Genomic DNA, 13,877 nt, shown 5'->3' with positions numbered 1-13,877 from the left:
TAGCAGGTTGCACGCTGGTAAAATAGACCGATGTTGATACTGCCCCCCGATTTCGATGCCGCACGCGACTGGCTTGCGCATAGGCTCGATACCGTCAGGCTGCCGGCAGGTGGTGATGTACACACTGACGATGACACCACGCCCGCTGCGGTGCTGGTGCCCATCGTCATGCACGCTGCAGGCCCCACCGTGCTGTTTACCAAGCGTACCGAGAAGCTGGCCAAGCATGCCGGCCAGATCAGTTTTCCCGGTGGGCGCATGGAGTTGGGTGAAACGCCGGAAGTGGCAGCACTGCGCGAGACCGAGGAAGAGGTCGGCATCGCTACCAGGCTGATGCAGCCGGTAGGGCGCCTGGCACAGTACACCACGATTACCCGCTACCGGGTGACCCCGGTGGTGGGCTTGCTGGCACCAGGTTTTGAAATGCGTCTGCAATCCGATGAGGTGGACGAGGCGTTTGAAGTGCCGCTGGCTTTTTTGCTGGATAAGGCCAATTACACCGAACGGGTGTTGAATTTCCCGGAGCGGCGGGCGGTGACTTACGCGCTCAATTGGGAAGGCAAGATTATCTGGGGGGCGACCGCGGGGATGCTGATGACCTTGTATCGGACCTTGCTGGATGAACCCCCTGTTACCCCCTAGCTTTATGGCTGGGGTTTCGTTTTTGTTTGTTTTATTTGAAGAGTTGAAGAGAACACCATGAGCGCAGCCAATACTGTACTTACCACCCAGCGCCTGACGCTCGAACCCCTTACTGCTGCGCATGCCGCCTTGCTGCACGATGGCTTTAGCGATGCCAGCCTGTTCAGCTTTGTGCCACAGAACCCGCCCGCCTCGCTGGAGGCGCTGACCGCACGCTATCAGCGGCTGGAAAGCCGCAGTTCGCCCGATGGCGCCGAATGGTGGCTGAACTGGGCGGTGCGCCTGACCGATGGCGAGTATGTCGGCCTGGTGGAGGCGACGGTGGATGAAGACAATGTGGCCAGCATGGGCTGGTTCATCTTCACACCGCACCAGCGCAAGGGCTATGCGGCCGAAGCCGTGGCCAAGCTGCGCGAGCATCTGATGGGCCCATTCATGGCCGAGGAATTCAAGATATTCATCGATACCCGTAACAAGGCCTCGATTGCCCTGGTGGAAGCGCTGGGCTTCAAGCGCGAGGCCTTGCTGCCCAATGCCGACAACTTCAAGGGCAGCAAGAGCGATGAGTACCGCTACAGCTTCAAGCCGGCTGCGGCCAAGGCCAGTGGCGGTGCGAAGAAGGCCAAGCGATGAGCGAGGATGTGGTTGTCGCCTATACCGATGGCGCCTGCAAGGGTAACCCTGGCCCCGGCGGCTGGGGGGCGCTGCTGGTCTACAAAGGCCAGGAGAAGGAGGTATTCGGCGGCGAGCGCGATACGACCAATAACCGCATGGAGCTGATGGCCGTCATCATGGCGCTGGAAACCCTGAAGCGGCCGTGCAAGGTCAAGGTCTGGCTGGATTCGCAGTATGTGAAGAACGGTATCGAGACCTGGATACACGGCTGGAAGCGCAATGGCTGGAAGACCGCCGACAAGAAGCCGGTCAAGAATGCTGAGCTATGGCAGCGGCTGGATATCGCCCGCAACCAGCATCAGGTCGAGTGGGCCTGGGTGAAGGGCCATGCTGGCCATGCCGGTAACGAAAGGGCAGACAGCCTGGCCAATCGCGGGGTTGACTCCCTGCGTTGATCGACTTGCCCGGCACGGGGGCATGGCGCCTGCGCCAGCCCGGTGCCGGGTTTCTGAGCCACCTCAGCAGCTAGCCTACCTACACACATCAAGGAAGCCCCATGGCTACTCTTTGCATACAGATACAGCCTGATCGCATTGCCAACTTCGATCACCCCGCCGTGGTAGCGGCCTGCGAGGCTTTGCGGGTACACAAGCCACTGATCAGCGGTTTTCAGCGTGAAGAAGGGGACGATGACGGCCCTTACGTGAACCTGATGTTCGAGACCGAACAGCCTGGCCGTGTCTGGCCGCTGCTGGAGGCGGCGTTCTACGGTGCCGGTGCCCTGGGCGATGCCTTGCGCGCCACCTCGATGGCCATGTGTACGGGCGAAGAGGGCTGGGAGGACTACCTGCTGCTTTACCATTATGACGATAACCTGCCGCTGGATACCCTGCCGTTGGATTGAACAAAGGAACACCCCGTGCGCCAGATTATTCTTGATACCGAAACCACCGGCCTAAGGGTGGAAGACGGCAACCGCATACTGGAAATTGCCGCAGTCGAGATGGTGAACCGCAAGCTGTCGCCGCCAGACCGCCACCTGCACCGCTATATCAACCCCGGCCGCGACAGCGAGGAAGGGGCGCTGAATGTGCACGGCCTGACCACCAGTTTTCTGGCCGACAAGCCCAAGTTTGCTGATATCGCCCAGGAGTTCATCGAGTTCGTGCGCGATGCCGAGTTGATTATCCATAACGCCCCGTTTGACGTGGGGTTTCTCAATATGGAACTGGGCAAGCTGGGTCTGGGCAAGATCACTGATTACGTCAGCGGCATCATCGACACGCTGAAAGAGGCCAAGGAGCTGTTCCCCGGCAAGCGCAACAATCTGGATGCCTTGTGCGATCGCTATGAGGTGGACAGGAGCGCCCGTACCCTGCACGGTGCACTGATAGACTGCGAGCTGCTCAGTGAAGTCTATCTGTGCATGACGCGTGGTCAGGACAGCCTGCTGATGGACTTTGTCGCTGCCGACGACACCGGCTCGGCCCATGAGGCCGCGTTGGGGCTGGCCAAGGTGGCCCGAGGCCCGCTCCGGGTACGCGCAGCCACTGCGGCCGAGCTGGCCGAACATGCAGCCTATCTGGACGGGCTGGATAAAGCGGTCAAGGGCAGCTGCCTGTGGCGTACCCTGGAGCCCAAGCCGGAAGCAGCTGCATGAGCCGCTACGTCGCCCTGCTGCCCGCAGCGGGTGCGGGCAGCCGCATGGCATCCAATGTGCCCAAGCAGTACCTGCCCTTGTTGGGCGAACCGCTGTTGCTGCATACCGTGCGGGCCATGCTGGCGGTGGCCGAGCTGGACAAGGTGGTGCTGGTGCTGTCTGCTGAAGACAGCTGGTTCGAGCCGGCCTGGGTGGTGGATATGCCCCGCTTGACCGTGCTGCGCTGCGGTGGTGCCAGCCGTGCCGAAACCGTGCGCAATGGCTTGCAGGCACTGGCGGGCGAGCTGGCGGCAGACGACTGGGTACTGGTGCATGATGCAGCCCGACCCTGCATCGCCCCCGCCGATGTGGCCCGTCTGATTGCCGCTCTGAGGGACGACAGTGTGGGGGGCCTGCTGGCCGTGCCGGTGGCCGATACCCTCAAGCGTGCCGATGCGGCTTGCCGGGTAGCCGGCACGGTGCCGCGCGATGGTCTGTGGCGCGCCCAGACACCCCAGATGTTCCGCCATGGCGTGTTGTGCAGGGCCTTGGCCGAGGGCGCCTGCGAGGCGATTACCGACGAGGCCAGCGCCATTGAGGCTGCAGGCATGTCGCCCCGATTGGTGGTGGGCGACGAGCGCAATATCAAGGTGACCTATCCGCAGGATTTGGCGCTGGCCGCGCTATACCTGCAAGCAAGGACGACACGATGAGCATACGTATAGGCCAGGGCTGGGACGTGCACCGGCTGGTGGCGGGGCGGCCACTGATACTGGGTGGCGTGACCATTCCCTTCGACAAGGGGCTGCTGGGGCATTCCGATGCCGATGCCTTGCTGCACGCGATTACCGACGCCATCCTGGGCGCTGCGGGCTTGGGCGATATTGGTCGGCATTTTCCCGACACGGATGCCAGCTTCAAGGGGGCCGATAGCCGTGCCTTGCTGCGCGAGGCCTATCGCCGGGTACAGGCTGCAGGCTGGCAACTGGGTAATATCGATGCCTCCATCCTGGTGCAGGCACCCAAGATGGCGCCGCATATTCCGGCCATGGTGGCCAATATCGCGGCCGACCTGGGGGTGGCGCAAGGGCAGGTCAACGTCAAGGCCAAAACCTATGAAAAGCTGGGGCCGGTGGGGGCGGGTGACAGCATAGAGGCGCAGGCTGTCTGCCTGCTGCTGCAGGCCTGAGCCGACCACAGACTGGCGCGTGGCAGCAACGGTGCTGTCTGTAACGGCTTATATTCTGGTGCGGTGGTGCCGGCAGCGGCAGTGGCTGATGCACAATAGGACGTCGGTACAAGTGTCGCCCATCGGCGGTGACCCCGCCCCTTGGGCGGCCCGTCGTACCGACTAGCCCGAGCCGCCCATGAATCGCACCATCGCCTGTGCCTGTCTTGCCCTCAGCATGTCGCTGGTGGGGAGTTATGTTGCGCTCTCCAAGCCATTGACGGCCGTGTTCCCCGTTTTCCTGCTGGCCTGGCTGCGTTTTGGCATTGGCGGCCTGGCCATGCTGCATTGGCTCAGGAAGCCGGTAGATGAACCGGCGATGACCTCCCACACCCGCTGGTTGCTGTTCCTGGAGTCATTTGTCGGCAACTTCCTGTTCTCTCTCTGCATGCTGTTTGGTGTCAGCCTGACCAGCGCAGTCTCGGCCGGCGTTATCATGGCGGCCATCCCCGCTGTGGTGGCACTGATGAGCTGGGTCTTCCTGGGCGAGCGTGTCGGCCTGCGCATCTGGCTGGCGATAGCCTGCGCAGCCCTGGGCATAGGGCTGCTGGCACTGGCCAAGCCGGCCCATGCAGTGACTGCCAGCCAGCATGGCCAGGCCTGGTTGGGCAACCTGCTGGTACTGGGCGCCGTGCTGTGCGAAGCAGCCTATGCCGTTATCGGCAAGAAACTGACTGGCAGCCTGGGGCCGCGCCGCATCAGCGCCTTGATCAATCTCTGGGGCTTTGTGCTGATGACACCCATGGGCTTCTATGTCGCCCTGCAGTTTGATTTTGCCGGGGTCGCAGGCCCGACCTGGGTGCTGCTGGTGTTTTACGCCCTGGCTGCCAGTGTCTGGACTGTCTGGCTATGGATGACGGGGCTCAAGGCGATTCCCGCCAGCGAAGGCGGCGTATTTGCCGTGATGCTGCCGGTTTCGGCTGCCCTGGTGGGGGTGTGGTGGCTGGGTGAGCGACTGGGCGGCATGCAGTTGCTGGCTTTTGGCTTTGCCCTGTTGGGCGTGATACTTGCCACCGTGCCGGCCCGGTTCTTGGGCCTGGGCGGTGCTGATAAGACGGAGAAGGCTGTATGTCCCCCTTGATTTCCGTAACAGAACTGTTGGCGCTGCAAGGGCGCGCCAAGGTGGTGCTGGTGGATTGCCGGCATGATCTGATGAATCCGCAGGCCGGTCGTGAGGCGTATGCCCTGGGCCATTTGCCCGGTGCCGTGTTCGCCCATCTGGATGCAGACCTGTCTGGCAGCAAGACCGGTAGCAACGGCCGCCATCCGCTGCCCGAGCCTGCAGCGCTGGCGGCCCGGCTGGGGCAGCTGGGCATAGGTGATGATAGCCATGTGGTGGCCTACGATGCCCACGGCGGCCCCTATGCCGCCAGGCTGTGGTGGCTGCTGCGCTGGCTGGGGCATGACGCGGTGCAGGTGCTCGATGGTGGCTTGCCTGCCTGGCAGGCCGCAGGTGGCAGCATGGAAAGCAGCGCGTCTACCTTGCCGGCACAGCAACTGAGTGCCAGGGTGCAGGATGGCTGGATAGTCGACGTCGATACGGTGTTGGCCAATCTGGACAGGGCCGAATTCACCGTGGTCGATGCCCGAGCACCAGGTCGATATGCCGGCGAGGGCGAGACCATAGACCCGGTGGCAGGCCATATCCCCGGCGCGCTGAATCGCTTCTTTCAGCTCAACCTGCAGGCCGATGGTAGTTTCAAGCCAGCCGGCGAACTACGCGCCGAGTGGCAGGCTTTGCTGGCCGGGCAGGATGCGCATGATACGGTGCAGCAATGTGGTTCAGGCGTCACGGCCTGCCACAATCTGCTGGCGCTGGAAGTGGCGGGTTTACCTGGCGCACGGCTGTACCCGGGCTCCTGGAGCGAATGGTGCAGCAGTCCTGATAGGCCAGTGGCTGTCGGAGTCGAATAAAAGTGATTGTTGCCGCCAAGTGGCAAGCGGTTGGAAGCGGGGGCCGTGTGGTGGGTTAGGCTGGCGCCACGGAGTGGCTACCCAATCAAAGCCTGCGGTTGAACGATTGCCACCACCATGGCTTGGTCTTGTGAGTGCGGTGCCATACAAGGTTCATCCGGCCCCTGCAGTGTCGTCAGCGCCTGAAGCGGCTGGCAACTGGCGCCAGCCCGACTATGCTGTCTGGGTCGTTACATACTAGCGAGGAGAGAGGGCGGCCATGAGCAAAACAGACAGGATAGACCCGCTGGCGGGGCTGATAGCGCAGGAGATGAGCGCGGCGCAGAAGGCAGACCGCTGGGCTGGCCGCTTGCTGAAACTGACCTTGCTGCTGGTGTTTGCGGCCATTGCCTTGTTTATCCTGGTGCTGCTGGTCAATGTAGGAGTGCTGTCAGAGTCGCTGCTGGCACCCGTGCTGCCCTATTGGTCCTGGTTGGCGGGGGCGACGCTGGCGACGGTGCTGGCGACCCTGATCACCGGTCTGCTCAAGATGAGCTACGAGATGACAGAGCAGTGACGGCAGTCGCTTTGAGCCGGGTTACAACCTGTTTGCGTTCAGATCGTTGAATACCGGAAGGCAAGCCTGGAGCGGGTTGCCGACCTGCTCGCCAAGTAATGGCTGTCGGACGGGCAATGCCGCCCTCTGCGCGCCCGGCGCCGCACACCGCAAAACTGCTGCCAAGCTGGCAGGTGCTGGTTATAGTGGTGGCCTTGCCGCCCAGGTTTGCCACCATGTCTATCGCACGACCGCTGGACCCCGCCGAGTCCCTGTTCTGGATGCTGGATCGTGTGTCGTCCATGAACTTTGCCGTCTATGCCGAGGGGCGGACGGTGCTGGAAGAGCAGGCTTTGCGACCGGCGTTACAGGCTGTTCAGGCGGCTCATCCGCTGCTCAATGTGGCCATCCATCTTGATACGGCCGAGCAGCTGCAATTTGTACCCCAGGCGGACGCAGTGAGACTGGACATCAGCTATCCGGCGGATGACGGCAGGCAGGCGCTGGCACAGTGGGTGGTACAACCCTTCGCCCTCGATAGCGCCCCCTTGTGGCGGGTGCTATGGCAGCGTTGGTCAGATGGGCGCTGGCGCTTGGCATTGCTGTTCCATCATAGCGTGGCGGATGGCCGCTCTGGCCTGGCACTGCTGCTTGAACTGCTGGCCTTGGCGGTCAAGCGACAGGCCGTGGCGCCATCCAGGCCGGCAGCAATGCCGCTGCATGCCTGTTATCCCACCGCTTGGCGGGATCAAGCGGGAGAAGCGGCGGCGCAGGCGATCAAGGCTGCGCGCAAGGCCGAGTTTGGGCCGTTGGGCAAACCGGCTGAACTGCCCGGTTACGATGGTGGTTCAAACCGGGCACTGCAGCCAGGTACGCATGCGCTGCAACTGGATGCGGCAGAGTTGGACTGCCTGCAGCACCGGGCGCGTGCTGCGGCTACCACCGTGCATGGCGCCATCTGCGCGGCACAGCTGCTGGCCTTGTACGGGCGTTTTGGCGATGGAGATGCCCATACCCTGGCATTGACCAGCCCGGTGGATCTGCGCAGCCAACTGGCCCTTCCGCTGGCGGCGGATACCCCGGCCTTTGGCGTAACCTTGTTGACCAGCCGCGCCTGCCTGGCGTCAGGCCTGGATTTCTGGACGCTGGCGCGCACGCTATCGGCCGACCTCAAGCATTGCCTGCAGCGTGGTGACGGGCATCTGTTCTACCGTTTGATGCCTGGCGCTGCGCGTCTTGGCGCGGGAGAGCAAGGGCAGCTGCGTTTTGCCGCACTACTGGCGGCAAGCCCGCAAACCAGCCTGGTCAGCAATGTCGGCAGATTGGCGCTGGAAGAGGATTACCCGCTAGCGCTAGACGATGTGGGCTTTGTGCTGTTCCCCATGCCGAATCAACCCCTGTTCACCGCCGTGACCACCCATGCCGGCAGGCTGGGCTTGAACATCAACTACGACCGCAGCCGCTGGCAAGCCGATGCCTTGGCAGCAGTCCTGCGCGATATGGAGACCTGGTTGCGGCAGGCCTGCCACTAGCCAGCAGGTGCCGGGTTGCGCGCGGTGTTGTCTGTTACCCAACTGGTGTACTGCGGCTACACGGCTGTCTCCAGTGTCCGCCAGGTGTCGCCTTTAGCGGGGTTTTCTGTATGGCGTGTCTGCAACAGGAAGCCACCATGTAGTCCTGTGTGTGCAATCTGTCACGGTCCTGTCATGCTCGGGCATTAGCGTGCTGCGTCTTCTTCCCGATCAGGACGCGCACCATGTCGCACCTCAACAAACAAGACGAGCTGGTCAGCAACGGCTCGGATAATCCCAGCCTGTCGCAATTGATCGACGCCCATCTGAGCCGCCGTACCGTGTTGGCTGGCGGCGCCGGCCTATCGGCGGCAGGCCTGTTTGCCGGGCTGCTGCCCTTGCAGGCACTGGCGGCCAAGCCCGCGCTGCCGGCCATGCCGCGCAAGGCCACGGCCCTGGGTTTCCAGTCCGTGCCGTTCTCGACTGCCGACAAGGTGGTGGTACCTGAGGGTTACACGGCGGAGGTGCTCTATGCCTGGGGCGACCCTGTTGGTATCAAGGGCAATATGCCGGCTTTCAAGCACGATGCCAGCAATAGTGCGGCAGAGCAGGGGGTGCAGGCCGGCATGCACCATGACGGCATGCACTTCTTTCCGCTGCCCATGGGCTCACGGGCAGCCAAGCATGGCCTGCTGTGCATGAATCACGAGTACATCGATCCGGGTTTGCTGACGCCTGACGGCAACAAGCAGATGACTGAAGAGAAGTACAAGAAGGCGTTGGCGGCGGTAGGCGCATCAGTGATCGAGGTGGCCAAGCAGAAAGATGGCAGCTGGCAAGTGGTGCGTCCGTCCCGCTATGCTCGCCGTATCACCCTGGAGACGCCGATGGTGCTGCAGGGGCCGGCCGCTGGTCATCCGCTGATGCAGACCCAGGACGACCCCACGGGTCGTGAAGTGCTGGGTACCTTTAACAATTGTGCCAATGGCTGGACACCTTGGGGTACCTACCTGACCTGCGAAGAGAACTTCGACGCCGCCTTCTGTGATTTCAGCCAGAAGCAGGATCACGATTTCAACAAGACACGCTATGGTGTGCAGGACGAAGAAAAGCTCTATAAATGGGCCGATGTCGACCTGCGCTGGGACAGGCAGATCAATCGCAACGAGATCAACCGCTTTGGCTGGGTGGTGGAGATCGACCCCTATGATCCCGCTGCCAAGCCGGTGAAGCGTACTGCCCTGGGGCGTATCAAGCACGAAGGGGCGACGCCTGCCCTGGCCAAGGATGGCCGGGTGGTGATCTATATGGGCGATGACCAACGCTTCGAGTACATCTACAAGTTTGTCAGCGCCAAGGCCTGGAACCCCAAGAACCGCAAGGCCAATCGCGATCTGCTGGACGAAGGCACGTTGTATGTGGCCCGCTTCAACGAGGATGGCAGCGGCAACTGGCTGGAACTGACCCAGGGCAAGAACGGCCTGACGGCCGACAAGGGCTTTGCCAGCCAGGGCGAGCTGTTGATCAAGACACGCTTGGCGGCTGACCTGGTGGGTGCCACCAAGATGGACAGGCCGGAGTGGATATCGGTCAACCCCCATAAGGCGGGTGAGGTTTACTGCACGCTCACCAACAACAACCAGCGCGGCGCCGAGGGCAAGCCTGGGGTGGATGCCGCCAATCCACGCAAGAACAACCTGTTCGGCCAGATCATCCGCTGGCAGGAGCGCGACGGTGATGTGGCCGCAGCGGATTTCAAGTGGGATATCTTTGCCATGGGCGGCCGGCCTGACGCGGCAGCCGAAGAGCACAAGAACCACAAGCAGCTGGGCGATCTGTTTGGCAGCCCCGATGGCCTGGCCTTCTCGGATAGCGGCATTCTGTGGATACAGACCGACATCAGCACCAGCATACTGAACCAGAAGGAATATGCAGGCATGGGCAACAATATGATGCTGGCCGCGTTGCCCGAAACGGGCGAAGTACGCCGATTCCTGACCGGCCCGAATGGCAGTGAGATCACTGGTATCAGTTTCACCCCAGATCAAACCACGCTGTTTATCAATATCCAGCATCCTGGCGAGCCCGCCAGCGAAGTATCGGATCCGGCCAAGCCGACGGCGGTTTCTGCCTGGCCCGATGCCAACCCCGCAGGCCGGCCGCGCTCGGCAACGGTGGTGGTGCGTAAGCTCGATGGCGGGGTAATTGGCCTGTAGTTTGGCTAGCTAGCCGACAGGGCGGTACAGACAAAAAGGCCGGTGATGAAACCGGCCTTTTTGCGTCCAAGACCACACCGAGGGGATCAGGAGGTCAGCGGTTCCACATGGATGGTGACTTGGCAGCGGTTCAGCTCAGCCATGATGGCCGCCTCCAGTGCGTCGCAGAATGTATGGCTATCGGCCACGGTCATATCGGGTGCCACCAGCAACTTGAATTCGACGAAGCGCCGATTGCCTGCCTTGCGGGTGCGCAAGCCCGTGTAACCCAAGCCAGGGGCGAGTTGCTGCTCCAGTATCCGGCGGATGCTGTCCAGCTCTTCGGCGGGCAGTGCTGCGTCCATCAGGCCGTCGGCGGATCGGCGCAGCAGGTCGGCGCCGGTACGAACAATGTTGGCGGCCACCACGATGGCGATCAGCGGGTCCAGCCACCACCAACTGGGCGGCAGCACCAGCAGCAGGCAAAGCGCGGCTACCACGCCGGCCGAGGTCCAGACATCGGTCAGCAGGTGCTTGGCATCGGCTTCTAGCACGATGCTGTCGTGCTTGCGTGCGTAACCCAGCATCAGCCAAGCCAGCCCACCATTGACTGCGCTGGCCACCAGCGAAATCAGCATGCCCACGCCCAGCTGGGCCACCGGCGTGGGATGCAGCAGCCGCTGCACGGCTTCGTACGCGATGGCCAGGGCGGCGACGAAGATCAAACCACCTTCCAGACCGCTGGCAAAGTATTCGGCTTTTTCGTGCCCGAAAGGGTGGCCGGGGTCGGCGGGCAGGGCGGCGATGGTCAGCGCCACCAGCGCCGCAATAGCGGCGGCCAGGTTGACGAACGACTCCATGGCGTCTGAGTACAGGCCGACCGAGCCTGTCAAATGGTAGGCCCAGAACTTCAGCCCCAGGGTAAGGCAGGCCGCCGCGATGGAGAGCATGGCCAGGTGGCGGGGTTGCAGGCCGGAGGGGGCGGGGTGCGGGCTGGACATGATCAGTGCGTGGTGTGTGGGAGTTGAACAAGGGCCTGTTGCCCTGCCGCCATCACGGCCTGGCTCAGCCGCTGTGCGGCTTCGGGCTCCAGCCGCCAATGCTGCCAGTAAAGCATCACCCGCTGGCGCTGCGCGGGGGCGAGTTCGATCAGCTCGGCCTCATGGGCCAGGTTCGGCAACTGTAATACCGGCACAAAGCCGTAGCCCAGCCCCAGCCGTATGGCAGACAGGAAGGCCTCGGGCGAGGGTAGCAGATGGCGCGGAAACTGGGCGGCCGCTACGCCAAAATGCTGTTCGATAAATTGGGTGTGCAGGGTGTCCTTGCGATTGAAACTGATGGCGGGAGCCTGCTGCCAGCAAAGGCCCTGCAAACCGTGGGGAAGCCATTGCGCGGCAAAGCTGCGGGTGGCCACGCAGGCATACTCCATCATGCCCAGGGGTTCTGCCACGCCCCCGGCCAGCGGTGTGGCCAGGGCCGTGATGCAGCCGCTGACCTCACCGCGTTGCAGCCAGCTGTGTGTGTGGTTTTCATCATCGAGCATCACCTCCAGCAGCAGGCCTTGGCGCACGCAAGCGGGCTGTACGCCGGGCAGGAACCAGGTGGCCAGGCTGTCGGCATTTACCGCAACGCTGAGGCTGATGCTGCGGCCCGGTGCCGGGCATAGCTGATCGGCCACGGCCGCCTCCATCAGGCGTAGCTGGCGTATATGCCGCAGCAGGGTGTGGCCGGCCGCCGTGGGTTGCGGCGGCGATGTGCGTATCAGCAGGGCGCAGCCCAGGGTCTGCTCCAAGGTGCGCAGGCGCTGTGAGATGGCGCTTTGTGATAGGTGGAGGTGCTGGGCCGCGCGCTCGAAACCGCCTTCATCGAGTATGCAGGCAAACGCTTCCAGTTGTTGTCTATCTAGGTTCATCAGTTTTGCTAATGATTTATTCAATGTCTTGATAATAAGTGATGCTGGCCGACTTGCGGCCTAGGCTATGTCTGCCAACCATGCAGAGAGGCTGCAGGGGGCAAGACAAGGAAACAGGTATGGCTTTTCTGCCACGTGAGTTTGTGGTGCCGGCAACGCTGGTCACCGAGCGCTGGAAGATGCGCAGCATCAACATCAATGATGTGGTGAAGGATTTCGATGCGGTGATGAGCAGCCGTGAACATCTGCGCGCCCGCTTTGGCGATATCTGGGGCTGGCCCAGTGATGACTGGACGCTGGAACAGAACCTGGTGCACCTGGGCTGGCACCAGCATGAGTTCGTGCTGCGGTCCTCATTCGACTATGCGGTGATGAGCCTGGACGACAGCCGCCTGCTGGGCTGCGTGTATGTGGATCCACCGTACGGTGGGGCGCCGGGCATAGAGGCCGAGGTCTGGTTCTGGGGCCGGCAGAGCGAGCTGGCCAGTGGCCTGGAGGGGCATATGGAGGCGGTACTACGAGCCTGGTTGGCCAGCCACTGGCCATTCAAGCGGGTGCTGTTTCAGGGGCAGGCGCTGGATATCTAGCCTGCTCCGCGCTACACCACCGTCAGATGGTTGTCCCAATGGTGGGGGTAACGCTGGCTGGCCTGTACCGTCAGCTTGCCCGGCACAAGCTGCCAAAGCTCGCCTTGCTCGCCGCTTGCCAGCCAGCGGTCAGGCAGGGCTGCTGCGCCGAATACCCTGGGCAGGCTCAGTTGGGCGGTAGCCTGGCCTTCGCTGCTCCATTCGGTCAGCAGGTTGCCTGTGGGGCAAGGCATGAGGAAACGATTGCCCAGGGCAGCCAGGCTGGCGGCGTATCCCTGCATGGCCTGGGCCAGTTCGGGCGGCGTACTGGCATAGGCAAACTGGCCGTCGCGCAGGATGGCCAGCATGGGGGAGGTATTGCTGCCCTCGTTCTGCAGCGCCGTGCCTACCGTACCATCGGCCGTGACGGCCAGGTGGCGGATAGAGAGCTTGCTGTCGGGTAGCCGGTATTCTTGCAGCAGTCCGCCATCACGGCTGTCTATCAGCACCAGCGAGGGGTCCATGCGGTCGAGATTGCGTTTGTAGCGCCCTGTCTCGGGCAGGGTGAGGATGCCACCGTTGGCTACCACCAGGGTATGTGGGTTCAGCCAGAGGATTTCATGTGGGCCGACGCCATGACTGGGGCGGTCTTCCAGGCGTTTGAAACTGCGGGCATCCCGGATTGCCAGACGGCCAGCACCGGTATTCTCGTCGGTCTCGGCGGTGATCAGATGCCGTCCATCCTGGCTAAAGACTGCATGGCCCACCAGGTTGCGTTCATCTTCCAATGCAAACTGCTTGAGCAGCTTGCCACGGCGCCAGTCTATCCGCGCCAGGTAGTAACCTGGCCGGCGGGCAACCACGATGGCTTCGCCATAGCGCTGCGGGTCGGGGACCAGTACATGACCGCGTGCCGGCAAGGGTGCACTGGCACGCTCCAGGGTACCGGCGCACCATTGTTCATCGCCATCCCAGCCGGCGGACAGTACGACGGGCTGGCGTTGGCGGCCGGCTGCCAGCAGGGGCAGGGTGGCCAGCGTCAGGCCGGCGCCGAGCAGCTGGCGGCGGCTTAGGCGCATGTTTGCTGTCCTGGGGGCATGGCAAGCGCCGGCAAGCCTGG

At 62.8% G+C, this 13,877-nt stretch carries 16 protein-coding genes; 13 read left to right on the top strand and 3 right to left on the bottom strand.

Annotated features, from left to right (window positions below; all coding sequences use genetic code 11):
- Positions 1-30: 30 nt before the first annotated feature.
- The 12 genes from V7714_RS02640 to V7714_RS02585 all read left to right on the top strand — a co-directional run bounded on the left by V7714_RS02640 (position 31) and on the right by V7714_RS02585 (position 10,300).
- A complete protein-coding gene (locus tag V7714_RS02640; RefSeq protein WP_335387872.1) occupies positions 31-642 on the top strand; it encodes an NUDIX hydrolase in 612 nt (203 codons plus the stop codon).
- 57 nt (positions 643-699) lie between these two features.
- Complete coding sequence (locus tag V7714_RS02635; protein ID WP_335387870.1) at positions 700-1,275, top strand: GNAT family N-acetyltransferase; 576 nt, start codon at positions 700-702, stop codon at positions 1,273-1,275.
- Positions 1,272-1,712 carry a ribonuclease HI gene (gene rnhA, locus V7714_RS02630; RefSeq protein ID WP_335387868.1) on the top strand — a complete coding sequence of 147 codons (441 nt, stop codon included), beginning with the start codon at positions 1,272-1,274 and terminating at the stop codon, positions 1,710-1,712. The genes V7714_RS02635 and rnhA overlap by 4 nt, the downstream gene beginning before the upstream one ends.
- Before the next feature lie 101 nt (positions 1,713-1,813).
- Positions 1,814-2,161 (top strand): hypothetical protein, encoded by a 348-nt coding sequence (locus V7714_RS02625; RefSeq protein ID WP_335387866.1) that lies wholly within the window; start codon positions 1,814-1,816, stop codon positions 2,159-2,161.
- A 15-nt stretch (positions 2,162-2,176) separates the two neighbouring features.
- A complete protein-coding gene (gene dnaQ / locus V7714_RS02620; protein WP_335387864.1) occupies positions 2,177-2,917 on the top strand; it encodes a DNA polymerase III subunit epsilon in 741 nt (246 codons plus the stop codon).
- Positions 2,914-3,609 carry a 2-C-methyl-D-erythritol 4-phosphate cytidylyltransferase gene (ispD, locus tag V7714_RS02615; RefSeq protein WP_335387862.1) on the top strand — a complete coding sequence of 232 codons (696 nt, stop codon included), beginning with the start codon at positions 2,914-2,916 and terminating at the stop codon, positions 3,607-3,609. The genes dnaQ and ispD overlap by 4 nt, the downstream gene beginning before the upstream one ends.
- Positions 3,606-4,085, top strand: coding sequence for a 2-C-methyl-D-erythritol 2,4-cyclodiphosphate synthase (gene ispF / locus V7714_RS02610; protein ID WP_335387860.1), 480 nt, complete (start codon positions 3,606-3,608; stop codon positions 4,083-4,085). Before ispD ends, ispF begins: the two co-directional genes overlap by 4 nt.
- Positions 4,086-4,263: 178 nt before the next feature.
- On the top strand, positions 4,264-5,205 hold the full coding sequence (locus tag V7714_RS02605; protein WP_335387857.1) for a DMT family transporter: 942 nt from the start codon (positions 4,264-4,266) through the stop codon (positions 5,203-5,205).
- Positions 5,193-6,038: a sulfurtransferase gene (locus V7714_RS02600; RefSeq protein WP_335387854.1), complete on the top strand. Its 846-nt coding sequence runs from the start codon at positions 5,193-5,195 to the stop codon at positions 6,036-6,038. Before V7714_RS02605 ends, V7714_RS02600 begins: the two co-directional genes overlap by 13 nt.
- 259 nt (positions 6,039-6,297) lie before the next feature.
- A complete protein-coding gene (locus V7714_RS02595) occupies positions 6,298-6,594 on the top strand; it encodes a hypothetical protein (RefSeq protein WP_335387852.1) in 297 nt (98 codons plus the stop codon).
- Between the two features lie 215 nt (positions 6,595-6,809).
- On the top strand, positions 6,810-8,105 hold the full coding sequence (locus V7714_RS02590; RefSeq protein ID WP_335387851.1) for a phthiocerol/phthiodiolone dimycocerosyl transferase family protein: 1,296 nt from the start codon (positions 6,810-6,812) through the stop codon (positions 8,103-8,105).
- A 224-nt stretch (positions 8,106-8,329) separates the two neighbouring features.
- Positions 8,330-10,300, top strand: coding sequence for a PhoX family protein (locus V7714_RS02585; RefSeq protein ID WP_335387849.1), 1,971 nt, complete (start codon positions 8,330-8,332; stop codon positions 10,298-10,300).
- 86 nt (positions 10,301-10,386) lie between these two features.
- Here the strand turns inward: V7714_RS02585 and V7714_RS02580 are convergent, their stop codons facing one another.
- Together V7714_RS02580 and V7714_RS02575 are read right to left on the bottom strand one after the other, a co-directional pair.
- Positions 10,387-11,280 carry a cation diffusion facilitator family transporter gene (locus V7714_RS02580; RefSeq protein WP_335387848.1) on the bottom strand — a complete coding sequence of 298 codons (894 nt, stop codon included), beginning with the start codon at positions 11,278-11,280 and terminating at the stop codon, positions 10,387-10,389.
- A 2-nt stretch (positions 11,281-11,282) separates the two neighbouring features.
- Positions 11,283-12,191 carry a LysR family transcriptional regulator ArgP gene (locus V7714_RS02575; RefSeq protein ID WP_335387846.1) on the bottom strand — a complete coding sequence of 303 codons (909 nt, stop codon included), beginning with the start codon at positions 12,189-12,191 and terminating at the stop codon, positions 11,283-11,285.
- Positions 12,192-12,310: 119 nt separating this feature from the next.
- On the opposite strand from V7714_RS02575, the gene V7714_RS02570 reads away from it, so the two are divergent.
- Positions 12,311-12,778 (top strand): hypothetical protein, encoded by a 468-nt coding sequence (locus V7714_RS02570; RefSeq protein WP_335387844.1) that lies wholly within the window; start codon positions 12,311-12,313, stop codon positions 12,776-12,778.
- A gap of 11 nt (positions 12,779-12,789) precedes the next feature.
- Here the strand turns inward: V7714_RS02570 and V7714_RS02565 are convergent, their stop codons facing one another.
- Complete coding sequence (locus tag V7714_RS02565) at positions 12,790-13,836, bottom strand: DUF1513 domain-containing protein (protein ID WP_335387842.1); 1,047 nt, start codon at positions 13,834-13,836, stop codon at positions 12,790-12,792.
- Between the last annotated feature and the right edge of the window lie 41 nt (positions 13,837-13,877).

Origin of the sequence: Chitinimonas sp. JJ19 (assembly GCF_036961565.1) — a bacterium.
Classification (GTDB): Bacteria; Pseudomonadota; Gammaproteobacteria; order Burkholderiales; family Chitinimonadaceae; genus Chitinimonas.
This window is presented reverse-complemented; position numbering and strand designations above follow the sequence as displayed.